The sequence below is a fragment of the Frigidibacter albus genome, assembly GCF_009908165.1.
GTDB lineage: Bacteria > Pseudomonadota > Alphaproteobacteria > Rhodobacterales > Rhodobacteraceae > Frigidibacter > Frigidibacter albus.
The window spans coordinates 247,232-271,658 of record NZ_JAAAUC010000005.1 but is presented as its reverse complement, the minus strand read 5'-3'; the positions used below and the strand labels follow the sequence as shown (position 1 = coordinate 271,658).

At 68.6% G+C, this 24,427-nt stretch carries 19 protein-coding genes; 18 read left to right on the top strand and 1 reads right to left on the bottom strand.

Features of this window, described 5'->3' with window-relative positions:
- The first annotated feature begins 112 nt into the window (after positions 1 to 112).
- The 9 genes from GVY41_RS10120 to GVY41_RS10080 all read left to right on the top strand — a co-directional run bounded on the left by GVY41_RS10120 (position 113) and on the right by GVY41_RS10080 (position 11,823).
- The gene (locus GVY41_RS10120) at positions 113 to 790 is read left to right on the top strand and encodes an HAD family hydrolase (RefSeq protein WP_161345987.1); all 678 of its coding nucleotides are present in this window, start codon (positions 113 to 115) and stop codon (positions 788 to 790) included.
- A complete protein-coding gene (locus GVY41_RS10115; RefSeq protein WP_161345985.1) occupies positions 787 to 1,737 on the top strand; it encodes a sugar-binding transcriptional regulator in 951 nt (316 codons plus the stop codon). Before GVY41_RS10120 ends, GVY41_RS10115 begins: the two co-directional genes overlap by 4 nt.
- A 132-nt stretch (positions 1,738 to 1,869) precedes the next feature.
- Positions 1,870 to 3,180, top strand: a complete 1,311-nt coding sequence (locus GVY41_RS10110) for an ABC transporter substrate-binding protein (protein WP_161345983.1) — start codon at positions 1,870 to 1,872, stop codon at positions 3,178 to 3,180.
- A 63-nt stretch (positions 3,181 to 3,243) separates the two neighbouring features.
- Positions 3,244 to 4,116, top strand: coding sequence for a carbohydrate ABC transporter permease (locus GVY41_RS10105; protein ID WP_161345981.1), 873 nt, complete (start codon positions 3,244 to 3,246; stop codon positions 4,114 to 4,116).
- Between the two features lie 3 nt (positions 4,117 to 4,119).
- Complete coding sequence (locus GVY41_RS10100; RefSeq protein ID WP_161345979.1) at positions 4,120 to 4,950, top strand: carbohydrate ABC transporter permease; 831 nt, start codon at positions 4,120 to 4,122, stop codon at positions 4,948 to 4,950.
- A 10-nt stretch (positions 4,951 to 4,960) separates the two neighbouring features.
- Positions 4,961 to 5,956: an ABC transporter ATP-binding protein gene (locus GVY41_RS10095; RefSeq protein ID WP_161345977.1), complete on the top strand. Its 996-nt coding sequence runs from the start codon at positions 4,961 to 4,963 to the stop codon at positions 5,954 to 5,956.
- Complete coding sequence (locus tag GVY41_RS10090; protein WP_161345975.1) at positions 5,956 to 6,726, top strand: L-iditol 2-dehydrogenase; 771 nt, start codon at positions 5,956 to 5,958, stop codon at positions 6,724 to 6,726. Before GVY41_RS10095 ends, GVY41_RS10090 begins: the two co-directional genes overlap by 1 nt.
- Position 6,727: 1 nt before the next feature.
- On the top strand, positions 6,728 to 8,200 hold the full coding sequence (locus tag GVY41_RS10085; protein ID WP_161345973.1) for a mannitol dehydrogenase family protein: 1,473 nt from the start codon (positions 6,728 to 6,730) through the stop codon (positions 8,198 to 8,200).
- Between the two features lie 407 nt (positions 8,201 to 8,607).
- A complete protein-coding gene (locus GVY41_RS10080) occupies positions 8,608 to 11,823 on the top strand; it encodes a hypothetical protein (protein ID WP_161345971.1) in 3,216 nt (1,071 codons plus the stop codon).
- 9 nt (positions 11,824 to 11,832) lie between these two features.
- Here GVY41_RS10080 and GVY41_RS10075 read toward each other — a convergent pair whose 3' ends face one another.
- Positions 11,833 to 12,624 (bottom strand): ABC transporter permease, encoded by a 792-nt coding sequence (locus GVY41_RS10075; RefSeq protein WP_161345970.1) that lies wholly within the window; start codon positions 12,622 to 12,624, stop codon positions 11,833 to 11,835.
- Positions 12,625 to 12,729: 105 nt separating this feature from the next.
- Here GVY41_RS10075 and GVY41_RS10070 point away from each other — a divergent pair, with 105 nt between their 5' ends.
- From GVY41_RS10070 to GVY41_RS10030, 9 genes are all read left to right on the top strand, one after another.
- Positions 12,730 to 14,160, top strand: a complete 1,431-nt coding sequence (locus tag GVY41_RS10070) for a KpsE/RkpR family capsule polysaccharide export protein (protein ID WP_229726021.1) — start codon at positions 12,730 to 12,732, stop codon at positions 14,158 to 14,160.
- Between the two features lie 2 nt (positions 14,161 to 14,162).
- The gene (locus tag GVY41_RS10065; RefSeq protein ID WP_161345969.1) at positions 14,163 to 14,843 is read left to right on the top strand and encodes an ABC transporter ATP-binding protein; all 681 of its coding nucleotides are present in this window, start codon (positions 14,163 to 14,165) and stop codon (positions 14,841 to 14,843) included.
- Entirely contained in the window at positions 14,840 to 15,775 is a 936-nt protein-coding gene (locus GVY41_RS10060; RefSeq protein ID WP_161345968.1) for an NAD-dependent epimerase/dehydratase family protein, read from the top strand. Before GVY41_RS10065 ends, GVY41_RS10060 begins: the two co-directional genes overlap by 4 nt.
- On the top strand, positions 15,772 to 16,419 hold the full coding sequence (locus GVY41_RS10055; protein WP_161345967.1) for a sugar transferase: 648 nt from the start codon (positions 15,772 to 15,774) through the stop codon (positions 16,417 to 16,419). The genes GVY41_RS10060 and GVY41_RS10055 overlap by 4 nt, the downstream gene beginning before the upstream one ends.
- A gap of 295 nt (positions 16,420 to 16,714) precedes the next feature.
- Positions 16,715 to 18,640 carry a polysaccharide biosynthesis protein gene (locus tag GVY41_RS10050; RefSeq protein WP_161656889.1) on the top strand — a complete coding sequence of 642 codons (1,926 nt, stop codon included), beginning with the start codon at positions 16,715 to 16,717 and terminating at the stop codon, positions 18,638 to 18,640.
- A 151-nt stretch (positions 18,641 to 18,791) separates the two neighbouring features.
- Entirely contained in the window at positions 18,792 to 19,946 is a 1,155-nt protein-coding gene (locus GVY41_RS10045; protein ID WP_161345966.1) for a UDP-galactopyranose/dTDP-fucopyranose mutase family protein, read from the top strand.
- 91 nt (positions 19,947 to 20,037) lie between these two features.
- Entirely contained in the window at positions 20,038 to 21,063 is a 1,026-nt protein-coding gene (locus tag GVY41_RS10040) for a glycosyltransferase (protein WP_229726020.1), read from the top strand.
- Positions 21,060 to 22,205 (top strand): hypothetical protein, encoded by a 1,146-nt coding sequence (locus tag GVY41_RS10035; protein WP_161345964.1) that lies wholly within the window; start codon positions 21,060 to 21,062, stop codon positions 22,203 to 22,205. The genes GVY41_RS10040 and GVY41_RS10035 overlap by 4 nt, the downstream gene beginning before the upstream one ends.
- The gene (locus tag GVY41_RS10030; RefSeq protein WP_161345963.1) at positions 22,205 to 24,259 is read left to right on the top strand and encodes a glycosyltransferase family protein; all 2,055 of its coding nucleotides are present in this window, start codon (positions 22,205 to 22,207) and stop codon (positions 24,257 to 24,259) included. Before GVY41_RS10035 ends, GVY41_RS10030 begins: the two co-directional genes overlap by 1 nt.
- Positions 24,260 to 24,427 lie beyond the last annotated feature (168 nt).

The following is a 24,427-nucleotide window of genomic DNA, read 5'->3' as shown; positions in this document are numbered from 1 at the left end:
TGACAGTGCAATGAACTATTTAAGACAGACGCCCGCCATCGGTTCCGCATCGGCAGGGTTCCGCCCGCGCGGCGGCCGGTCCATAAGGGCCTTGGGCGGACGGGGGAACAGCATGACCGGCGGGATTGATCTGGTGATCTTCGATTGCGACGGCGTGCTGATCGACAGCGAGATCATCAGCGCGCAGATGCTGGTGGCCGAGCTGGCGGGGCTGGGGGTGGCGATAGATCTGCCCTATGTGGCGCGGCATTTTCTGGGCCGCAGCTATCCCACGGTGATGAAGGTGATCCGGGCCGAGTTCGGGGTGGAGCTTTCGGCGGCCTTCGAGGACCAGTATCGCCAGCGGCTGCTGGCCGCGTTCGAGGCACGGCTGGCGGTGATGCCGGGGGCCGCCGCGGTGCTGGCGGGGATGGCGCGGCCGTGGTGCGTGGCGACCTCCTCCAGCCAGGCGCGGGCCGAGCGGTCGCTGGCGATTGCCGGGCTGGCAGGGCTGGTGGGGGAGCGGCTGTTCACCGCAGGCATGGTCGCCAACGGCAAGCCGGCGCCGGACCTGTTCCTGCTGGCGGCGACGCGGATGGGGGCCGATCCTGCGCGCTGTCTGGTGATCGAGGACAGCCTGAACGGCATCCGCGCCGCCCATGCCGCCGGGATGCGGGTCTGGCGCTTTACCGGCGGCAGCCATATGGGGCCTGATCTGGAAGACGAGCCCGAGGATGCGCGCCCCGAACGGCGGTTTGCGTCCTTTGCGGATTTCTTCCAGATTGATCCGCGACTGGGGGGCGAGACATGAGCCGGGCAGAGACCGAGATCACCACGCTGGATGAGGCCGCGCGCGCGGGCTGGCTGTCCTATGTCGGCGGGCTGACGCAGGACCAGATCGCGGCAGAGCTTGGCGTGTCGCGGCAGCGGGTGCAGCGGCTGGTCAGCCGGGCGCTGGCCGAGGGGCTGATCCGGGTGCGGCTCGATCATCGGATGGGATCGTGCCTGCGGCTGGAGGCGGAACTGGCGCGGCGGTTCCGGCTGCTGGAATGCCGGGTGGCGCCGTCGCTGGGCGCCTCGGGCGATCCGGCGCGGGCGATTGCGGGGGTTGCGGCCGACCTCTTCGAGCGGATGCTGACCCGGCCAGAGCCGCTGGTGATTGCGGTCGGCACCGGCCGGGCGCTGCGCGGGATGGCGGATGAGTTGCAGCCGCAGCTGTGCGACCGGCACCGGATCGTCTCGCTGATCGGGAATATCGCGCCGGACGGGTCTGCCAGCTTCTTCGACGTGCTGATGCGGATCGCCGACAAGCTGCAGGCACCGCATTACCCGATGGCGGTGCCGGTGATTTCCGACTCTGCCGAGGAGCGGGCGGCCTTTCACCAGCTGCGCCCGGTGCAGGCGGTGGTGGCGTTGGCGCGGCAGGCGGATGCGACCTTCGTCGGCGTTGGCCAGATGGGCAACGATGCGCCCTTGCACAAGGACGGGTTCATCACCGCCGCCGAACTGGCCGAGGTTCAGGCGCAGGGCGCAGTGGGCGAGGTGGCGGGGAACATCTTCGACGCCTCGGGCCGCTATATCGACAGCGGTATCTCTGCCCGGATGGGTGGGGTGCGGATTGCCCCGGCGCGGGAAGAGCCGATCATCGGCATCGCCGCCGGCCCGACCAAGGTGCAGGCGATCCGCGCGGCGCTGGCGGGGCGGATCATCAACGGGCTCGTCACCGATGAGGCCACGGCACAGGCACTTCTGGACTGACACTGCTGCCATCATGGGCGCCCGCAGAATCTGCGTTGACTTTGGCGTGACTGTGAATGAATATTTACTCAGCAGCCGGGCAAATGCTCACGCAACGCATTGCCCATAAAACCTGCCAAGGGAGGACTACCAATGACATTGACGCTTCGCGCCCTGCTGGGCGCGTGTGCCGTTGGCGCGCTTGCCACTGCCGCCACAGCCGAAACGATCACCGTCGCCACCGTGAACAACGGCGACATGATCCGCATGCAGGCCCTGATGGCCGACTTCAACGAAAAGCACCCGGATATCGAGGTGGAATGGGTGACGCTGGAGGAGAACGTCCTGCGCCAGCGCGTCACCACCGACATCGCCACCCAGGGCGGCCAGTTCGACGTGATGACCATCGGCACCTACGAGGCGCCGATCTGGGGCAAGCAGGGCTGGCTGGTCAGCCTGAACGACCTGCCCGCCGAATACGACGTCGATGACCTGCTGCCCGCCATCCGGAACGGCCTGACCGTCGAGGGTGAGCTGATCGCGGCACCGTTCTATGGCGAATCGTCGATGGTGATGTACCGCACAGACCTGATGGAAGCCGCCGGGCTGGACATGCCCGAGGCCCCGACCTGGGAGTTCATCAAGGAAGCCGCGGCGGCGATGACCGACAAGGATGCCGAGATCTATGGCATCTGCCTGCGCGGCAAGGCCGGCTGGGGCGAGAACATGGCCTTCCTGTCGGCGATGGCCAACAGCTATGGCGCCAAGTGGTTCGACATGGACTGGCAGCCGCAGTTCGACAGCCCGGAATGGAAAGCCACGCTGACCGACTATCTGATGCTGATGACCGAGTACGGCCCGCCCGGCGGCCCGAACAACGGCTTCAACGAGAACCTCGCGCTGTTCCAGCAGGGCAAGTGCGGCATGTGGATCGATGCCACCGTGGCCGCGTCCTTCGTGACCAACCCGGCGGAATCGACCGTGGCCGACAAGGTGGGCTTCGCGCTTGCGCCCGATAACGGCCTTGGCAAGCGCGGCAACTGGCTGTGGGCGTGGAACCTGGCGATCCCCGCCGGCTCTCAGAAGGTCGATGCGGCCAAGACCTTCATCGCCTGGGCGACCTCGAAGGACTATCTGGAAGTTGTCGCGGCCGAGGAAGGCTGGGCGAACGTGCCCCCGGGCACCCGCACCTCGCTGTATGAGAACCCCGAATACCAGAAGGTGCCCTTCGCAGCGATGACGCTGGAGAGCATCAACGCCGCCGATCCGACCAAGCCGACCGTGGACGAGGTCCCCTATGTGGGCGTGCAGTTCGTGGCGATCCCTGAATTCCAGGGCATCGGCACCGCGGTGGGCCAGCAGTTCTCGGCGGCGCTTGCCGGCACTTCCTCGGCGGATGACGCGCTGGCCGCGGCGCAGGCCCTGACCACGCGCGAGATGACGCGGGCCGGCTACATCAAGTAATGCGCCACGGGGCAGAGGCGGCGCAATCCGCCTCTGCCCTTTGCTTTTCCAAAGGACATTCCGATGGCTACTCAGGCTTCGCGCCTTGCCGGCCGGCTGATGATCTCGCCCGCAGTGATCTTGCTGCTGCTGTGGATGATCGTGCCGCTGGGAATGACGCTGTATTTCTCATTCCTGCGCTACAACCTTCTGATGCCGGGCATGGAGTCCTTCGCGGGCTTTGACAACTATCGCTACTTCCTGACCGACCCGGCCTTCTTCACCGCGCTGACCAATACGCTGCTGCTGGTGGGGGGCGTGCTGCTGATCACCACCGTCGGCGGGGTGCTGCTGGCGCTGCTGCTCGACCAGCCGTTCTGGGGGCAGGGCATCGTGCGGGTGCTGGTGATCGCGCCGTTCTTCGTGATGCCCACCGTGTCGGCGCTGGTCTGGAAGAACATGTTCATGAACCCGGTCAACGGGCTGTTTGCACATTTGGCGAAGGCACTGGGGCTGCAGCCCTTCGATTTCCTGTCGGTCGCGCCGCTGTTTTCCATCACGCTGATCGTGGCATGGCAATGGCTGCCCTTCGCCACGCTGATCCTGCTGACCGCGCTGCAAAGCCTCGACAGCGAGCAGCTGGAGGCGGCCGAGATGGACGGCGCCCCGCCGCTGAGCCGGTTCCGCCACATCATGCTGCCGCATCTGGCGCGCGCGGCGACGGTGGTGATCCTGATCCAGACCATCTTCCTGCTGTCCACCTTTGCCGAAATTCTGGTGACCACCAATGGCGGGCCCGGCACGGCCTCCACCACGCTCACCTACCTCGTCTACGTGCAGTCCTTGCTGCAGTTCGACGTGGGCAGCGGGGCTGCGGGCGGCATCGTCGCGGTCATCCTGGCCAATATCGTTGCGATCTTCCTGATGCGGATGATCGGCAAGAACCTGGAGACCTGAGCAATGGCCCGAGCAACCTCCACCCGCCGCAAGGCCATTGTCACGGTGATCGCCTGGACCATCGGGATCGCCATCTTCTTCCCGATCCTGTGGACGATCCTGACCAGCTTCAAATCCGAGGGCGATGCGATTGCCAGCCCGCCGAAGTTCCTGGTCTTCGACTGGACGCTGGAGAACTATTTCGCGGTGCAGGAACGGTCGGACTACTTCCGCCACTTCTGGAACTCGGTGGTGATCTCTGTCGGATCGACGGTATGTGCGCTCATCATCGGCATTCCGGCGGCGTGGTCGATGGCCTTCGTGCCGGGCCGGCGCACCAAGGACGTGCTGATGTGGATGCTGTCCACCAAGATGATGCCGGCGGTGGGGGTGCTGGTGCCGATCTACCTGATCTTCCGGGATTTCGGGCTGCTGGATACCCGCACCGGTCTGGTGATCGTGCTGACGCTGATGAACCTGCCGATCGTGGTGTGGATGCTTTACACCTACTTCAAGGAAATCCCGTCCGAGATCCTTGAGGCGGCGCGGATGGACGGCGCCGGCCTGCGGTCCGAGATCCTCTATGTGCTGACGCCGATGGCGGTGCCGGGCATCGCCTCGACCATGCTGCTGAACATCATCTTGGCGTGGAACGAGGCGTTCTGGTCGCTGCAGCTTGCCACCTCCAAGGCGGCGCCGCTGACCACGTTCATTGCCGGGTATTCCAGCCCCGAAGGGCTGTTCTACGCCAAACTCTCTGCCGCCTCGACGCTGGCCATCGCACCGATCCTGATCCTGGGCTGGTTCAGCCAGAAGCAGCTGGTGCGCGGGCTGACCTTCGGCGCCGTGAAATAAGGGGACCAGAATGGGCCATATCGAACTGAAGGGCGTGACCAAGCGCTTTGGCGACGCCGAAGTGATCCCGCCGCTGGACCTGACCATCGGCAAGGGCGAATTCGTGGTGTTCGTCGGGCCCTCGGGCTGCGGCAAGTCCACGCTGCTGCGGCTGATCGCCGGGCTGGAGGATACCAGCGGCGGGCGGATCGAGATCGACGGCAAGGATGCGACCGGGCTGCCCCCCGCCAAGCGCGGGCTGGCGATGGTGTTTCAAAGCTATGCGCTCTACCCGCATATGTCGGTGCGCAAGAACATCGGCTTCCCGCTGAAGATGGCGGGGCTGGACAGGGCGGCCATCGACGCCAAGGTCGAGGCGGCGGCGAAGGTGCTGAACCTTGGCGCCTATCTGGACCGGCGCCCGGGCCAGCTGTCGGGCGGGCAGCGCCAGCGGGTGGCCATCGGGCGGGCCATCGTGCGCAGCCCCTCGGCCTTCCTGTTCGACGAGCCGCTGTCGAACCTCGACGCCGCGCTGCGGGTGAACATGCGGCTGGAGATTTCCGAGCTGCACCAGACGCTGAAGACCACGATGATCTACGTGACCCATGACCAGGTCGAGGCGATGACCATGGCCGACAAGATCGTGGTGCTTCAGGCCGGGAAGATCGAGCAGGTGGGCAGCCCGCTGGAGCTTTACCGCGCGCCCGCGAACCGCTTCGTGGCGGGGTTCATCGGCAGCCCGCGGATGAACTTCATCGGCGCCGCCGAGGCGGCCAAGCATGGCGCGCATGAGATCGGCATCCGCCCCGAGCATATCGCCGTCAGCCGCGAGGCGGGGGACTGGGCCGGGACGGTCGGGGTTTCCGAGCACCTCGGCTCCGACACCTTCCTGCATGTGCATACCGAGCATGGCACCCTCAACCTGCGGGCGGGGGGCGACGTGGGCCTCTACCACGGCGACAAGGTGTTCCTGACGCCGGATGCCACGCAGATCCACCGCTTCGATGCCGCGGGGCTGGCGATCTGATGCGGCTGAAGGGGAAATCCGCGCTGATCACCGGATCGGCGCGCGGGATCGGGAAAGCGTTTGCGGCGGCCTATGTGGCCGAGGGCGCGGTGGTGGCGATTGCCGACATCAACCTGCAAGCGGCAGAGGCGGCGGCGGCGGAGATCGGCCCCGGCGCCTATGCGCTGCATCTCGATGTGACGCAGCAGGCCAGCATCGACGCCGCGGTGACGGCGGTGGAGGAGCGGACGGGCGGGCTGGACATCCTGATCAACAACGCGGCGCTGTTCGATCTGGCGCCCATCGTGGACATTACCCGCGAAAGCTATGACCGGCTGTTCCAGATCAACGTCGCGGGGACGCTGTTCATGATGCAGGCCGCGGCGCGGTCGATGATCGCGCGCGGCAAGGGCGGCAAGATCATCAACATGGCCAGCCAGGCTGGGCGCCGCGGCGAGGCGCTGGTGGGCGTCTATTGCGCGACCAAGGCCGCCGTCATCAGCCTGACCCAATCGGCAGGCCTGAACCTGATCGCGCATGGCATCAACGTCAACGCCATCGCGCCCGGGGTGGTGGATGGCGAGCATTGGGACGGCGTCGACGCGCTGTTCGCCAAATACGAGAACCGCCCGCTGGGGGAAAAGAAGCGCCTTGTCGGCGCCGAGGTTCCCCTTGGCCGGATGGCCACCGCTGCCGATCTGACCGGCATGGCCATCTTCCTTGCCTCGCCCGAGGCCGACTACATCGTCGCCCAGACATACAATGTCGATGGCGGCAACTGGATGAGCTGACATGACCCTTTCCAACGCCACCCTTTCCGCGCTTCCCGCAGCCACCCTGCGCCCCGGCTATGACCGCGCAGGCTTGACCCCCGGCATCGTGCATGTCGGCTGCGGCAACTTCCACCGCGCGCATATGGCGGTGTATCTCGACGACCTGTTCGCGTTGGGCGAGGGCCATGACTGGGCGATCCTTGGCGCCGGTGTGCGCGAGGGCGATGCGCGGATGCGCGAGGTGCTGGCGGCGCAGGACTACCTGTCGAGCGTGATCGAGCTGGCGCCGGGTGCCCATTCGGCGCGGGTGATCGGCGCGATGACCGGCTTTGTTCCGGTGGAGCCGGGCAACCCCAGCCTGATCGCGGCAATGGCGGACCCCGCCATCCGCATCGTCAGCCTGACGGTGACGGAGGGCGGCTATTACATTGATCCCAAGACCAATACCTTCAGCCCGGACCATCCCGACATTTTGCACGACGCGGCGAACCCGGACCGTCCGGGCACCGTTTTCGGCGCCATCGTGGCGGCGCTGCGGGCGCGGCGCGCGGCGGGGGTGCAGCCCTTCACCGTGATGTGCTGCGACAATGTCCCCCATAACGGCCATGTCACCCGCGACGCGGTGGTGGGGCTGGCAACCCTGCAGGACGGGGAGCTTGCCGGCTGGATCGCCGAGGCGGTGGCCTTTCCCAACTCGATGGTGGATCGCATCACCCCGGCCACCGGCCCGCGCGAGCGCGAGATGGCGGCGGAATTGGGCCTCGACGATGCCGCCCCCGTCACCTGCGAGCCGTTCCGGCAATGGGTGATGGAGGACAACTTCCCCGCCGGCCGCCCGGCGCTGGAAAAGGTCGGCGTGACCTTCACCCCGCATGTGGACCGCTTCGAGACGATGAAGATCCGCATCCTGAACGGCGGGCACGCGATCATCGCTTATCCCGCCGGGCTGATGGACATCCATTTCGTGCATGAGGCGATGGAAGAGCCGCTGGTCAGTGCCTTCCTCAGCCGGATCCTGTCGTCCGAGGTGATCCCGGTGGTGCCGCCGGTGCCGGGGCAGGACCTGGCAGATTACAAGGCACTGATCGTGGAACGCTTTGCCAACCCCGAGGTGGCGGACACGGTGCGGCGGCTGTGCCTCGACGGCTCGAACCGGCAGCCGAAGTTCATCATCCCGACCATCCGCGACGTGCTGGCGGCGGGGGGAGAGCCGACCGGGCTGATCCTGCTCTCGGCGCTGTGGTGCCGCTATTGCTTTGGCACGACGGAAAGCGGGGCCGAGATCGCGCCGAACGATCCGAACTGGGAGATGCTGACGGCCCGGGCGGCGCGGGCCAAGGATGATCCCGCCGAATGGCTGGCGATGCGCGAGGTTTATGGCGATCTGGGCGAGAACCCGGAGGTGGCCGAAACCTTCGCCACCCTGCTGCGCGCGGTCTGGGCCGAGGGCTGCCGGCCGGTGATGCTGCGGTATCTGGCGGGAGCTCTCTGACACCAGTTACTTCTTTTGCCTTCTCTTCCTTGCCCGGAACAAGGCGCTTCAGCGCCGCCGGGCAGCGCCCGTCCGCCCCCTCGGGCGGGCGCTTCTCAACCGTTGCGCCTAGAACGCCGGTGGAGGTGCGCCGCACCATAAAGCGCCTAGAACCACCGTTGCAGCGCCCACCCGGCGGACGGGCGCTGCCCTCTGACGGTGACGTCTGCAGCCTCTTCTGCGCCTGCGCACCCTGACCTGTTCCCCTCCCCCCTGCCGACAATTGCCCCCAAAGGCCACATTTCCGCCCCGGTTCCGAAAGGCCCTGTCAACCACGCCGCGGCAAGGTCGGCCGTGGTGGATTGGCCTGCGTTCAGGGGTGGACAGTGGCACAAATGGTGTATGGGGGCTCCGCCGGTGGCGGGGCGATGAGCTATCTTTCGGGGGTGCAGGATCTTGAGGTCGTCACGACGGCCCAGGGCACCTTCCTTGTGGCGACCAGCGGCGCGGGGGGCGGGGTTACCACTTTCGCGTTGTCGCCGGGCAAGGCGCCCAAGCTGGTGGACCAGCAGGGGCTGCCCGGGTCTGGCGCGACCGTGCCCGTGGCCGAGATCGGGGTGGTGCAGGTCGGCAATCAGGTGCTGCTGCTGTCGCCCAATGGCGGCGGGCTGAGCGGGGTCAGCCTGTCGGGGACCGGGATGCTGGATCCCGGCACCGGCGTGGCGGGGCCGGGCAGTGCGAGTGCCTTCGTCTCGGTCAGCATCGGCGGCGCGACCTATGTCTATGCGGCCGAGGGCGCGGGGGGCGGCATCGCCGGCTATGCGGTTGCACCCGATCTTGCGCTGACGGCGGCGGGTGGAGCGCAGGCGACAGGCGGCTATGGCGGCGACGTGTCGGCGATGGCAACGGCGACGGTGGGTGGCACAGCCTATGTGCTGGCCGCCTCGGCCAGCGGCGACGGCGTTGCCAGCTACAGCGTCGATCCGGCGACCGGGGCGCTGACGCTGGTGGGCGGCATCGGCGCGCAGGAGGGGCTGGGGGTCAACACGCCCACGGGAATCCAGACGGTGACCATCGGTGGCGCGACCTATGCGATCATGGCCTCGGCCGGCTCCTCCTCGATCAGCGTGGTGGCGGTCGGCGCGGATGGCAGCCTGACCGCCACCGACCACGTGATCGACACGCTGGACACCCGCTTTGACGGCGTGACCGCGCTGGAGGCGATCACCGTCGGCGACCGCGCCTTCATCATTGTGGGCGGCGCCGATGACGGGCTGACGCTGTTCACGCTGCTGCCCGATGGCACGCTGGTCTATCTGCAGACGATCAGCGACAGCGCCGCCACCACCCTCGACAATGTCGCTGCGATCACCGCGGTGCAGGTCGGCTCTGACATCCAGGTCTTCGTGTCCTCGCAATCCGAGCCGGGGATCAGCCAGTTCGTGCTGCCGGTCGCCGCGCTTGGGGTCACGCTGACCGCGCCCGGTTCGGGCGGGACGCTTGCAGGGGGCGCGGGCGAGGATCTGCTGATGGGCGGCGCCGGCAATGATACGCTGACCGGCGGAGCGGGGGCGGATATCCTGGTGGACGGCGCCGGCAGCGACCGGATGACCGGGGGCAGCGGCGCCGACATTTTCGTGCTGAGCTTTGATGGCGTGCTGGACACGATCACCGATTTCGAGGCGGGGGTGGACCGGCTGGACCTGTCGGCCTGGCCGATGCTCTATGACCCTTCGCAGCTGACCTTCCAGTCCACCAGCTACGGCGCGATCATCAGCTATCGCGGCGAGGTGCTGGAGATCTATTCCGCCGACGGCCGCTCGCTGACGCTGGCACAGGTGTTCCCCGGGGGCTTCATCGGCCCCGACAGGCCGCCGTTGGTGCTGACGACGCCGGACATCGTCGCCACGCCGGGGCCGGACCATCTGGTGGGCACCGAGTGGGACGACGAGATCTTCGGGCTGGCCGGCAACGACACCATACTGGGCGGCGCCGGCAATGACCTGCTGGATGGCGGCGAGGGCGACGACTACATCGAAGGCGGCGACGGCAATGACCGGATCCATGGCGGTCCGGGCAATGACACGATCCGCGCCGGCAATGGCGACGATCAGGTCTGGGGCGGACCGGGCAGCGATACGGTGATGCTGGGCGAGGGCGATGATGTCTTCGACGACAGCGCCCAGACCGCGCCGGGGCCGGGCGATACTGTCTGGGGCTGGACGGGGAATGACATCATCAGGGGCGGCGCCGGGGATGACGTCTTCTACGGCGAGGATGGCGAGGACATCCTGGAAGGCGGCGGGGGCGACGACAAGCTTTATGGCGGCAACGGCTATGACACGATCCGCGGCGGCGATGGCGATGACCAGATCTGGGGCGGCAACGGCCGCGACCTGATCTACATGGGCAATGGCGACGATATTTTCTACGACAATGACCAGACCGGCGAGAAGGGCGGCGACACCGTCTATGCCGGGCCCGGCAATGACACGATCTATGGCCGGGGCGGCGATGACGTGCTGCATGGCGAGGAGGGGGACGACTACATCGAGGGCGGCGAAGGCAATGACATGATCCATGGCGGTCCGGGCAATGACACGATCCGGGCCGGGACCGGCAACGATCAGGTCTGGGGCGGGGCGGGCAGCGATACGGTGATGCTGGGCGAGGGCGATGATGTCTTCGACGACAGCGCCCAGACCGCGCCGGGGCCGGGCGATACCGTCTGGGGCTGGACGGGGAATGACATCATCAAGGGCGGCGCCGGGGATGACGTCTTCTACGGCGAGGACGGCAATGACACGCTGATCGGCAATGGCGGGGACGATCAGCTCTATGGCGGCAACGGCGATGACCTGATCCGCGGCGGCGATGGCGACGATCAGGTCTGGGGCGGCAACGGCCGCGACCTGGTCTATCTGGGCAATGGCGACGACATTTTCTACGACAATGACCAGACCGGGCCGCAAGGGGCCGACACCGTCTATGCCGGGCCGGGCAATGACACGATCTACGGGCGGGGCGGCGACGATCTGCTCTATGGCGAGGAAGGGGACGACTACATCGAGGGCGGCGACGGCAATGACCGGATCCATGGCGGTCCGGGCAATGACACGATCCGCGCCGGCAATGGCGACGATCAGGTCTGGGGCGGGCCGGGCAGCGATACGGTGATGCTGGGCGCGGGCAATGACCTCTTCGATGACAGCGCCCAGACCGCGCCGGGGAAGGGCGATACCGTCTGGGGCTGGACCGGCGATGACATCATCAAGGGCGGCGCGGGCGATGACGTCTTCTATGGCGAGGACGGGAATGACCGGCTGGAGGGCGGCGGTGGCAATGATCAGCTCTATGGCGGGGCGGGGGAGGACTGGATCATCGGGGGCACCGGCAATGACTTTCTGGTCGGCGGCACCGGGTCCGATACCTTCGTGTTCCGTCCCGGCGACGGCGCCGACCGGATCGCCGATTTCGAGGACGGCCTCGACGTGATCCGGCTGGAGGGCACAGGGCAGAGCTATTCCAGTCTGACCATCACCTACAGCGCGGGCAATGCGCTGATCGACTACGGCAGCGGCACCATCACGCTGGAGGGCGTGGCCGCGGGCAGCCTCGGGGCCGATGACTTCGTCTTTGCCTGAGGTCCCGGCTCACCCCTCGCCCAGAATGGCGCGGTGGTGCCGCCCCAGCAGCACAAGGCCAAGCGCGAGGCAGCCAAGGCCGAGACCATAGACATAGACATACGACACCCCCGGCGTCTCATACCCCGCATAGAGGCCCCGGCGCATCTCGCCCACCACATGCACCACCGGGTTCAGCGCCAGCCAGAAGTCGTAGGGCACCGGAATATCCTCGGGCAGGAAGAACACGCCCGACACGATGAACAGTGGCCGGGTGACGATCTGCCAGATCCGCTCCCACAGCGGCCAGGTGTTGAACAACAGGCAGTTCAGCGCGCCGATCCCCAGCCCCAAGACCGACGCCATGGCCATCGCCGACAGGATCCGCGGCAGATCTGGGGTGATGTCCGCCCCAAGCACCACAACAATCCCGGCGATGACCAGGCAGAAGACCAGCGCATGGGTCAGCAGGTTCAACGCGAACCGCGCCAGCAGCGCATCGAGGAAGGTCACCGCCGGATAGGTCAGCAGCGGGCGCGAGAAGCGGATGGCGTTCGCCACCTTGTTCGCGGTGTCGAGCACCATGGTGAAGGGCAAATAGCCGGTCGCGTAGAACAGCGCGAAGCTGGAGCCGAGCGCGGGCGCCCTGAGCGCGATCGAAAATGCCACAGACAGCAGCGCGATTGCCGCCACGGGTTCGGCCACCGCCCAGAGATAGCCGCCGGGCGAGCGGCCGAAGGTGGTTTCCATCTCGCGCAGGATCAGCGCCGCCACGGCGCGCACCGTTTTGCCCCGCCGGATTTTCCGGGCCGCCTTAAGCATCGGTTGACCATCCCTGCTGTATGCCGGGCCTTGCCGACCCGCGCTGCCATCTGGCGCGAGATTGGTTTCCGAAACGCAAACGGGCGCCGGGCGCCGGGGGGCGATGTGACAGAAGGCACGCTGAACAGGCCCGCGGTCGCGGGAGAGAGCGCCGCGCAGGGGGCCACTCCGCACCCCGCCGCGCAGAATGTGGTGCAGATCGGCGGGCCAAAGCCCGCGCCGCACTGGCCTGACACTGGACGGCCCGAGGCAGTTCAGCCGCAGCGCCCGGCCCCGCCCCGCGGCGGGCCGGCGGTGGGCCATCGCGGCAATGCGCTGGTGGCGCAGGCGCTGCACAAGCCGCAAAACGCCCTGCAGACCGCACAGCACATGCTGCCCGCGCCGCGCCCCGCTGCCCCGCTGCCGCGCGCCCCTCAGCCTGCCGCCACGCCCGGCTCTGCCCGGCTGAGGCCGCGGCACCGCGGCGCCATGTGGGCCTTTGCGCTGCTGGTGCTGCTACCCTTCGCAGCGCTGGTCTGGTATCTGTGGGCCGTGGCAGAGGATCAATATGCCTCGGTCACCTCCTTCTCGGTCCGGCGCGAGGATCAGGCCTCGCCGATGGAGATGCTGGGCGGCTTTGCCGGGCTCTCGACCGGCAGTTCCTCGGATACCGACATCCTTTATGAATTCATCCGCAGCCAGGACATGGTGGCGCGCATCGACGCGAAGCTGGACCTGCGCGCCATGTATGGCCGCCCGGGGCCCGACCCGGTCTTCACCCTGCCCGCCGATGCCACGGTCGAGGATCTGCGCGACCATTGGCAGCGGATGGTGCGAATCTCCTACGATCAGGGCGACGGCATCCTCGAGCTGACGGCGCTGGCCTTCACGCCGCAGGGCGCGCAGCAGCTGGCAACGGCGATCCTTGAGGAAAGCACGGCGATGATCAACGATCTCTCTGCCGCCGCCCGCGCCGATGCCACCCGCCACGCGCAGGACGAGCTGGACCGGGCGATGGCGCGGCTGCAATCGGCGCGCGCGGCGCTGACCGGCTTTCGCAGCACCCATCAGATCGTCGATCCCGAGGCGGATCTGCAAAGCCAGATGGGGGTGATCGACACGCTCAACACCCAGCTGGCCGAGGCGCTGATCGAACTCGACATGCTGCTGCAGGCGACGACTGCCGCGGACCCCCGGGCGCGACTGCGACAGGACAAGATCGCGGTGATCGAGGCGCGGATCGCGGCAGAGCGTGGCAAGTTCGGTGCCGGCAGCGGCGGCGAGGCCTATGCCACGGTGGTGGGCGAGTTCGAGCGGCTGACGGTGGAGCGGGAGTTTGCCGAGCAGAGCTACCTCTCGGCCCTTGCCGCGCATGACCTCGCCCGGGCCGAGGCGCAGCGCCAGAACCGCTATCTGGCCGCGCATGTGCGCCCGACGCTGGCGCAGACGGCGGAATACCCGCAGCGGCTGCGGATCGCGGCGCTCGCGGGGCTGTTCCTGCTGCTGGGCTGGTCGGTGCTGACCCTGATCGCCTGGTCGATCCGCGACCGGAGGTAGGGATGATCCGGCTGCAGGACCTGTCCAAGACCTACCGGCTGAACGGCGCCCGCAAGCTGGTCGCGGACCGGCTGACGGCGGAGTTTCCCACGGGGCGCTCCGTCGCGCTGCTGGGGCGCAACGGCGCCGGGAAGTCGAGCCTGCTGCGCATGATCGCCGGCACGATGGACCCCGATGCCGGCGAGGTGCTGACCGATGGCACCATTTCCTGGCCGGTTGGCTTTGCCGGCTCGCTCCACCCGGACCTGACCGGCGCGCAGAATGTCCGCTTCATCGCCCGGATCTACGGGGTCGATACCGGCGAGCTGTGCGATTTCGTCGAGGATTTCGCCGGGCTCGGCGACCATTTCCGCCTGCCGTTCCGCACCTATTCCTCGGGCATGCGCTCGCGCCTCGCCTTCGGGGCCTCGATGGGCATCCGGTTCGACACCTATCTGGTGGATGAGGTCACCTCGGTCGGCGATGCCGCCTTCAAGGCCCGCAGCGAGGCGTTGCTGATCGAGCGGCTGGGGCAATCCTCGGCCATCGTGGTGTCGCATTTCATGGGGATGATCCGGCGGATCTGCGATGCGGGGGCGGTGCTGGAGAACGGCCGGCTGACCTTTTACGACGATGTCGAGGAGGCGATCCGCCACCACGAGCGCAACATGCGCGAGACGGTGGCGATGGAGCGGCTGGCATGACCGGCGCCGCGCCACGGATCGCCGTTCTGGGCGCAGGGGGGCGGGTCGGCAGCTTGCTGCAGCGGTCCGGCGCGATGCCGGGCGCGCTGTGGCTCTCGCGCCGGGGCGGCGAGGGAGTGGAGCCCTGGGATCCGCTGGCGGAGCCTGCCCCCAAGACGCTGCAGGGCGTCGAGGTGATGATCTGCCTTGCTGGAGCCACCGTGGGGCCCGATCTTTCGGCCAACACCCGGCTGGCGCTGGTTGCGGTTGACGCCGCCGCGGCGGCCGGGATCGGTCATGTGTTCATCGCCTCCAGCATCGCCGTCTATGGCTCCGAGGGCACGCCCTGGCGCGAGGATGCGCCACTGCGCCCGCAGTCGGGCTATGGTCGCGCCAAGGTGGACATGGAGGCGGCGCTGCGGGCCGCACCGGCCAAGGGCGCAGAGTGGAAGGGGGCCGGGGCTGCGGCTTCGCTGGCATTGGGGGGCGCGCAGGGCGCTGCCAAGGGCCGCGTTGCGTTGCAGGTCCGGCCTGGCAGCGGCGTGCCGCAGGTCAGCGTGCTGCGGATGGGCAATGTGGTCGGCGCGGATGCGCTCTCGGCGGCCATCGCGGGGGGGCAGCCGGTCATGCTCGACCTCTGCCCGGGCGGCGGCAGCCCGATGCGCTCGGTGATCGGGCCGGTGACGCTTGGCCGGGCGCTGATGTCGCTGGCGGCCCGGGCAGGGTCCGGCGCGGGGCTGGCATCGGTGCTCAATCTGGCGCAGCCCGGTCCGGTGGCGATGGCGGCACTCTGCGTGGCGGCGGGACGCGAGTTTGGCTGGCGGGCCGCGACTCCGCAGACCCTCGCGCTGGCCGCGCTCGATACCGGGGCGGTGGAGGCAATCGTGCCGCTGCCCGCCGCGGACCCCGCCGCGCTGATCGCCGAGTGGCGCGCCGCAGGGGGCCTGCCATGACCGCTGGCCGCCGCGCCTTCGACCTCGGCCTTGCCGCGCTGCTGGCGCTGCTGCTGTCGCCGCTGATCCTGGGGGTGGCGCTGCTTGCATTGGCCCTGCAGGGCCGGCCGGTCTTCTACCTGTCAGAGCGGATGCGGGCCCCGGACCGGGCTTTCCGGCTGGTCAAGTTCCGCACGATGGCCCCCGATCCGGCGGATTGCGGTGTATCGGGCGGCGACAAGGAAGCGCGGATCACCCGGCTCGGCGCAGTGCTGCGCCGCAGCCGGCTTGATGAGTTGCCGCAGCTGTGGAACATCCTGCGCGGCGACATGAGCTTGGTCGGCCCCCGCCCGCCGTTGCGCCGCTATGTCGAGGCCTTTCCAGACCTTTATGCGCAAGTGCTGCAAACCCGCCCCGGGGTGACCGGCCTCGCCACGCTGGTCTTTCACCGGCATGAGGAGCGGATCCTGGCCGCCTGTCGCACGCGGGCCGAGACGGAGGCCGCCTATACGCGCCGCTGCGTGCCGCGCAAGGCGCGGATCGACCTGATCCACCAGGCCCGGCGCACCCCCTGCGCCGATCTGGCAATTCTGGCGCGCACCTTGGCCAGTGCTGCCGGCCGGCTGCGCGATCGGCCGCGGGCGCGGCGGCGCGGGCGGGCCTAGCCGGGGCGCATCCGGACCGCGGCGCTGGCCACCTGCCACGCCCCGATCTGTCGCGGCGGCAGTCGGGCTTGTCATTCTGTCGCGGATCGCCGGCGACATTGCGGCGCATCCTTGCCCGTGCCTCGCGCCCCAAAGCGGCGCCCGATCGAGGTGCTGCGGCGCCGCCTTGCGCGAGGCGACCCCGCCTGCACGCCGGATTCCATCCCCCAAGAACGCGCCGGCCCGCGGAAGTGCCATCCCGCCTTGCCGCGATCATCACAACGCGCCGTTAACCCCCTTCGTGCAAGGCTTGGCCATGGTCTTCGCTTCGGTCCTTCCCCCGCTGCTGCATCTGGCCCGGTCGCTTGGCCGGGCGGAAAAGATGGCGGTTCTGGTCTTCATGGACGGGGCGCTGGCACCGCTCGCCCTGTGGCTGGCGCTGATCGCGCAGGATAGCAGCCTGCGCGGGCCCGCCGCGCTGCAGGGTCTGTGGCTGTTCGCGCCGGCGCTGTCGCTGGCTGCGGCGGCGCTGGCGCTGGCGCTTGGCATTCCGCGCGCCCGGCTGAAATCCTATGACGGGGCCGGCCTCGCGCGCACCGCCCTGCACGGCACGGCACTGGCCGGCCTTGGCGCGGCGCTGGCGCTGCTCGCGGGGCTGGCGCTGCCGCCCGGGCTCTGGGCGGTGTTCGCGCTGCTGTTCGTGCTGCTGGCGGCAGGGATGCGGCTGGGGATGCTGCAGGCGCTTGAGGCGCTCTATCGCTCCGAGGCGCCGGTGACGCGGGTGCTGATCTACGGCGCAGGGATGACCGGGATCCAGTTGGTCTCGGCGCTCAAGCGCCATGCCGCGATACGGCCCGTGGCCTTCGTCGATGACAATCCCGGCCTGCAGGGGCTGACGGTGGCGGGCCTGCCGGTGCATCGCCCCGCCCGGCTGGCCGAGATTGTCGCCCGCCAGCGCATCGGCCGCGTGGTGCTGGCGATGCCGGCGCTGCCGCGGGCGCGGCAGGCGGTGATCGCGCGCGCCCTGCAGCCATTGGGGGTGGAGGTGCAATCGGTGCCCTCCTTCGCGCAGATGATCGGCACCGAGGCCGCGCCGGACAGGCTGCAGCCCGTGCTGCCGGGCGCCTTTCTGGGCCGTGCTGCCGTCGCGGATGCGCTGGAGGGGCTGGCGGCGGTTTACGCCGGGCGCACGGTGCTGGTCACCGGCGCTGGCGGCACCATCGGGGCAGAGCTGTGCCGGCAGATCCTGTCGCTGCGGCCTCGGCGGCTGGTGCTGCTCGACCATGCCGAATACGCGCTCTACGCCATCGAGCGCGAGCTGCGGCCGCTGGCCGAGGAGGCGGGCGTCGCGCTGGTGGCGGTGCTTGGCTCTGTGGGCCAGGCCGGCCTGCTGCGCCGCCTGTTCGCGGCGCAGCGCGTCGACATCGTGCTGCACGCTGCCGCCTACAAGCATGTGCCGCTGGTCGAGGCCAATCCGCTGGCGGGGCTGGCGAACAATGTGCTGGGGACCGAGGTTCTGGCCCGCGCCGCGCGGGCGGCAGGCGTCCGGCGCTTCGTGATGATCTCGTCGGACAAGGCGGTGCGCCCGACCAATATCATGGGCGCCTCGAAGCGGCTGGCCGAGATCGTGATTCAGGACATGGCGGCGCGAAGTGGGGGGCGAACGCTGTTCTCGATGGTGCGTTTTGGCAATGTGCTCGGCAGTTCCGGCTCGGTGATCCCGCTGTTTCAGGAACAGGTGGCCCGCGGCGGCCCGGTCACCGTGACCGGGCATGACGTGACCCGCTTCTTCATGACGGTGGAAGAGGCGGTGGCGCTGGTACTGCGTGCCGGTTCGCTGGCCAGGGGCGGCGAGGTCTTCCTGCTGGACATGGGCGCGCCGGTGCGGATCGGCGATCTGGCGCGGCAGGTGATCGAGGCGATGGGCGGCACCCCCCGGGATGCCGCGAACCCGGACGGGGAAATCGAGATCCTCGAAATCGGCCTGCGCCCCGGCGAGAAGCGCCATGAGGAGTTGCTGATCGGCGGCAATGCGCGCCCGGCGGGACATCCCAAGATCTATGCCGCGCAAGAGGCCTTCCCCTCCGAGGTGGAGGTGGCGGCCCTGCTGCGCGACCTGCGCGAGGCGGTGGAGGAGGAGGCACTGCCGCGGGCGCTGCAGGCGATCAGCCGCTGGGTCGAGGGCTATGAAGACACCGCCGCGCCGCCGCCGGACCTGCGCCTCAGCGGGACGAGGCTGTGAGGTCGTGGTGGTGCCGTCGGTCCGTACGCGGCCTTCGGTGCGGAAAAGAACAAAACGGGTAAGTCGCCATTAACCCTGCCATGGGAAGGATTCGATCCATGGGACGCGCCGGCAGACTCGCCGGTGCCGGGTCGGCCAGAAAGGGACCGGGATGAGATCTGAAAAACTTCTGCTGGTGGGGGCCGGGCTGTCGGGCGCGGTGATCGGGCGGACGCTGGCCGAGGCCGGGCACCGCGTCACCGTGATCGACCAGCGCAGCCATGTCGGCGGCAACTGCCATACCGAGCGGGACCCGGAAACCGGGGTCATGCTGCATGTCTATGGCCCGCATATCTTCCACACCGATGATGCCGGCGTCTGGGACTATGTGAACCATTTCGCCCGGTTCCTGCCCTACAAGAACCAGGTCAAGACCACGACCGGCGGTTCGGTCTATTCGCTGCCGATCAACCTGCACACGATCAACCAGTTCTTCGGCCGCACCCTGCGCCCCGAGGAGGCCGCCGCCTTCATCGAGGATCAGGCCGATACCAGTATCGAGGACCCGGCGAGCTTTGAGGAACAGGCGCTGCGCTTTGTCGGGCGCGATCTCTACGAGGCGTTCCTGAAGGGCTACACGATGAAGCAATGGGGCTGCGCGCCCTCGGAACTGCCCGCCTCGATCCTCAAGCGGCTGCCGGTGCGCTTTACCTATGACGACAACTATTTCTTCCATCGGTTCCAGGGGATGCCCGAGGACGGCTATACCGCGATGATCACCCGGATCCTCGACCATCCGGGGATCTGCGTGCTGCTCGACACGCCCTTCGAACCGGGCATGGCGCAGGATTTCGACCATGTCTTCTATGCGGGCCCGCTGGATGGCTGGTTCGGCTACGACGCCGGCCGCCTCGGCTATCGCACGCTGGATTTCGAGCGATTCTGTGAGCGGGGTGACTGGCAGGGCTGCGCGGTGATGAACTATGGCGATGTCACCGTGCCCTGGACCCGCATCACCGAGCACAAGTATTTCGCCCCCTGGGAGCGGCATGATGCGACCATCTGCTACCGCGAATACAGCCGTGCCGCGGACCCGGGCGACGTGCCCTATTACCCCGTGCGGCTGGTCGCGGAAAAGGCGCTGCTGGGGGACTACGCTGCCCGCGCGGCCGGGGCCGAGCGGGTGACCTTCGTCGGCCGGCTGGGCACCTACCGCTATCTCGACATGGATGTGACGATCCGCGAGGCGATGGATACCGCCGCGGCGTTTCTGGCGAGCCGCACGGCGCGCAAGCCGGTGCCTGCCTTCGTCCACGCCCCGCTGTGAGGGTGCAATGACCTCCGATGCAGTCCGCTGCCGCACCCCCGATCCTGCCCTCTGTCCAGAGTCGGATTGGGCGACCGATCGGCCTCCGTCCATGGCGGCGGTCGTCGTCACCTGCAACCGCCCGGCGCAGCTGCGCGCCACGGTCGAGGCTCTGCTGGCCGCGCCGCTGGACCGGATCTGCATCGTCGACAACGGCGCCTGCGGCGATGCCCCGGATGGCACCGCGGCCTGGCTCGCCGGCCTCCACGATCCGCGGCTGGTCCTGCTGTCGCCGCCGCGCAACCTCGGCGGAGCCGGCGGCTTCGCGCTGGGGCTGGCAGAGCTGGAGGCGCGGGCAGACCCCGACTGGATCGTGGTGATGGATGATGACGCCCGCCCGGCGCCCGGCGCCATCGCCCGGTTCCGCGCCGCGCCCCCGGCCGGATGGGATGCGGTGGCGGCCGCAGTGCGCGACCCCGCCGGCCGGATCGCCGAGATGAACCGGCCGGCGCGCAATCCCTTTGCCAGCCTCCGGCGCTTTGCGGCGACGCTGGTCCGCGGGCGGCCTGCCTTCCACCTGACCGATGCCGACTATCTGGCCGAGACCCCGACCGAGATCGACATCGCCTCTTTCGTCGGCCTGTTCCTGTCGCGGCGGGCGCGGCAAATGGGTGGTCTCCCTGATGCGCGGCTGTTCATCTATGGCGATGATGTGCTGCATTCGCTGCATATGCGGGCGCTGGGGCTGCGGATCGGCTTCGATCCCCGGATCCGGTTCGAGCATGATTGCCGTACCCTCCAAGGCAGCGCCTGGATCTACCGGCCGCTGTGGAAGGCCTATTATCACCACCGCAATCTGCTGCAGGTGTTCCGTGCCGCGGCAGGGCGCTGGCTGTTCGGGCCGGTGGCGCTGGTGCGTCTTGCGCGATGGGCCCTGCGGGCGCGCCATTACCGCGGCCCCGAGCGAAAGGTCTATCTGCGGCTGTTGAGCCTCGCGGTGCTGGACGGGGTTCGGGGGCACCTTGGCCGCCCGCATGAGGAGGTGCTGGCGCTGGCCGCAAGTGCCCGCCGCCCTGTGCCGCCGCAAGCCTCGGCCCGCGGCGCTCCGAAGACCGCGGCGCAGGAGGATGCCGCATGAAGCTGCTGCTGTTCATCGGTCATCACAAGGTCGGTTCGACCTCGTTGCAGGATTTCCTGTGGCGCAACGCGGCGGCCCTGCTGCGCGCCGGCATCCTCTACCCGCCGGTGGAAAGCGACGGCCATGCCCGGCTGCTGCGTCAGGCGCTGGTCGGCCCTGACCCCGAGCCGCAGCCGTGGAATGCGCGCGAATCGCACAATGCCCTCGCCTTCCGGATGCTGTTCGAGGCGGTTCAGTATCCGGTGCCGCCCTGGCACCCGGATCTGCCCTCGGTGCATCAGATGGAAACCGCGATCCGCAACCAGATCCGGGTGCATCAGCCGCGTGCGGTGATCCTGTGCTCCGAGGTGTTCGCCAATTTCGGGGCCTGGGCGCCGGGGCTGATCGGCCAGCTGGGCCGGCTGTTCGAGGGGGCGGAGGTGTCGCTGCATTGCACGCTGCGCCGGCCGGACCAGTATCTTGCCGCCTGGCATGCGCAGCGCATCCGCTTTGGCGACCGGGTGGATCCGCTGCGCGCGCAGGGGCTGGAGGAGTATCGCGGCACCATCCATCTCGATTACGCGCTGCTGCTGGCACCCTGGCTGACCGCCTTCCCCGAGGCGCGGCTTTCGCTGCGCAACTATGCCGATGTGGTGGCGGCCGGCGGCTCGGTCGCGGATTTCGTCGCGCAATCGGGGCTGGCCTTCCCGCCGGGGCTGGCGCCGGAGCGGCGGGTCAACCTCTCGATCCATCCGGCGCTACTCGAATATGCCCGCTGCGCTGCCACGCAGTTCCCTCAGCCCGAGGTCGAACGCTTCTGCGATTTCCTGATCGCGGTCTCGGACCGGGTCGGCGCGCCGCCCCGCGAGGATGTCGAGATGTTCGGCGCCGCCAACCGCGCCGCCCTGCTCGATGCCTTCGCGCCGTCGGAGGCCTTCCTGACCACGCTGTCCGGCAAGCCCTTCTTCGCGCAGATGAACCGCGCCGCCCTGCCGCGTCCGGTGCCCGAGGTCGAGGCGGCGCGCGCCGTGCGCACGCCGCTGCTGGCGCGGCTGCGGGGGGCTGGCCGCAGCCTGCCGCGCCTCTGCGGCGGCTCACCCACGCTCGAGCCCGGCCTTGCCGAAACCTTCCTCCCCTTTGTCCGAAGCCTGGAGTTTTCCTGATGCCGACCACCCCGACCCCCCCGCTGACACTCCAGCACATGATCCTGCCAGAGCAGGGGATCTGCACGGAAATGGAGCTTTACGTGCATCTGCACGGGGCCTCTGGCGTCAATCTCGGCGACGGCACGATCTGGCTGGGCGGTGGCGGCGTCGCCTGTTTCGACACCTATTTCAACCTGCTCTCGATCGGGAAATGGCACGGCGCCGCCCCGTTTTCCTCGCTCTCGCTCGAGGTGCAGGCGCAGGGCCGGTTCGAGCTGCGCGTCTATCACGCCATCCCCGGCCGCTCGTGGGAACTGCTGGCCTGCGCCCTGCATGAACTGCCCGAGCAGGGCCGGCTCTCTCTCGACCTGTCGCATTTCGCCGTCAACGCCACCGCTGGGGTGATCTTCTTCGAGCTGCGGGCGATCTGGGATACCGTGCTGCGGGGCGCGCGCTTCGTCACCGATGACCCGCCCCTGCGCCAGCCGCGTCTTGGCATCTGCATCACCACCTTCCGGCGCGAGGCCGAGGTGGCGCGCACGGCCGGCCGGCTCGATACCTTCATCGCCGGGTCCGAGTTTGCGGGGCAGATGCATGCCTTTGTCGTGGACAATGGCGGCACCGCCGAGCTTGGCGACCTGGCGCATGTCGACCGGGTGGCGAACCGCAATCTGGGCGGCGCCGGCGGCTTTGCCCGCGGCATGGCCGAGGCCGAGGCCTGGGGGTTTGATCACTGCCTGTTCATGGATGACGACGCCGCCTTCCACATGGAAAGCATCCACCGCACGCTCGCCTTCCTGTCGCGGGCGCAGGATCCGCGCACGGCGGTGGCGGGGGCGATGATCTCCAACACCCATAAATGGGCGATGTGGGAAGCGGGCGCGACCTTCGACCAGCATTGCCGCCCGCAGCAGGGCGGGCGCGACCTGCGCCGCCGAGACGAGGTTCTGGAGATGGAATTCCAGACCTCTGCCCCGGCAGATCCCAACTTCTATGGGGGGTTCTGGTTTTTCGCCTTCCCGGTCGCGGCTGTCCGCGCCCGGCCCTTCCCCTTCTTCGTGCGCGGCGACGATGTCAGCTTCTCGCTGGCGAATAGCTTCCGGTCCGTCACGCTCAACGGCGTTGTGTCCTTCCAGGACGATTTCACCGAGAAGGAGTCGGTGACAACCCATTACCTCGACCTGCGCAGCCACATGGTCCATCACCTGGCGGTGGAGCGGCTGGGGCAGGGGGCTTGGGCTACCGCGATGATTCCGCTACGATTTTTGGCGCGCAGCCTCGCCCGCTTTCACTATGAGACGGCCGCCGCAGAGCTGCTGGCCTGGCGCGACGTGATGCAGGGGCCGGAGTTCTTTGCCGCGAATGCCGATATGTCGGTGCGGCGGCTGACGCTTGGCGCCATTGCCAGCGCCGAAGTCTGGGGTCCGCGGTCGGGCGCACAGCTGGAGCCGCGCCGGCCGAGGCTGCGGGGCCGGGTCGCAGCGGCCCTGCTGTGGATCACGATGAACGGCCACCTGCTGCCGCTGCCCCGGCTCTGGGCCGGCAAGGCGGTGCTGCCGGGCGGCGCGCGGGCAGATCTGGCGGCAGTGCGCGGCTGCCGGCGGATCAGCTATCACCGGCCCGGCGAGGACAAGGCCTATACCGTGCGCCGGTCCGACGCGCGGTTCCTGGCCCTGATCTGGCAGATCGGCTTGACATTGCTGGCCTTTTTGCATGGTCATGCCGCGCTGCGCCGGCGCTACCTTGTGGCCTACCCGGCGATGACCTCGGCAGAGTTCTGGCAGCAGAGCTTCCCTCCGCTGGCAGAGGCGGGTCAGGCGGCCCCGGCCCCCCGCGCCACGCGCGCAACTGGCCAAGGCACTCTCGCGCCCGCCTCGGGTCGGACGGAGGGGCGCGGGTCAGAAAATATCAGCCAGATACAGCAAGATGATGATCGGGATCGGGATGCCGATAGCCCAGGCCAGAATACCCTTCATGCCATGTCTCCAGTGGCCCCGCGGTCCGGTCCGCGCCGCGGGGCAAACGCCGGGGACGCGGCCGAGGTTCCCCGCCGTTCCCGCGCCGCACATTGAGCGATCCGGCGCGGAACTTGCCTGTGGAGGCTGCCCGTGCCGATGCGGCGCCGGAGGATCCAAGGTGCGGCAACGAAACGTGGCCACCCCCGGGGCAGGCGTAGCCAAAGCGCCCATGTTCATTCCGACGGCGGGCGCCTAGGGTCATGCGGCGGGGATGCGCGGAAG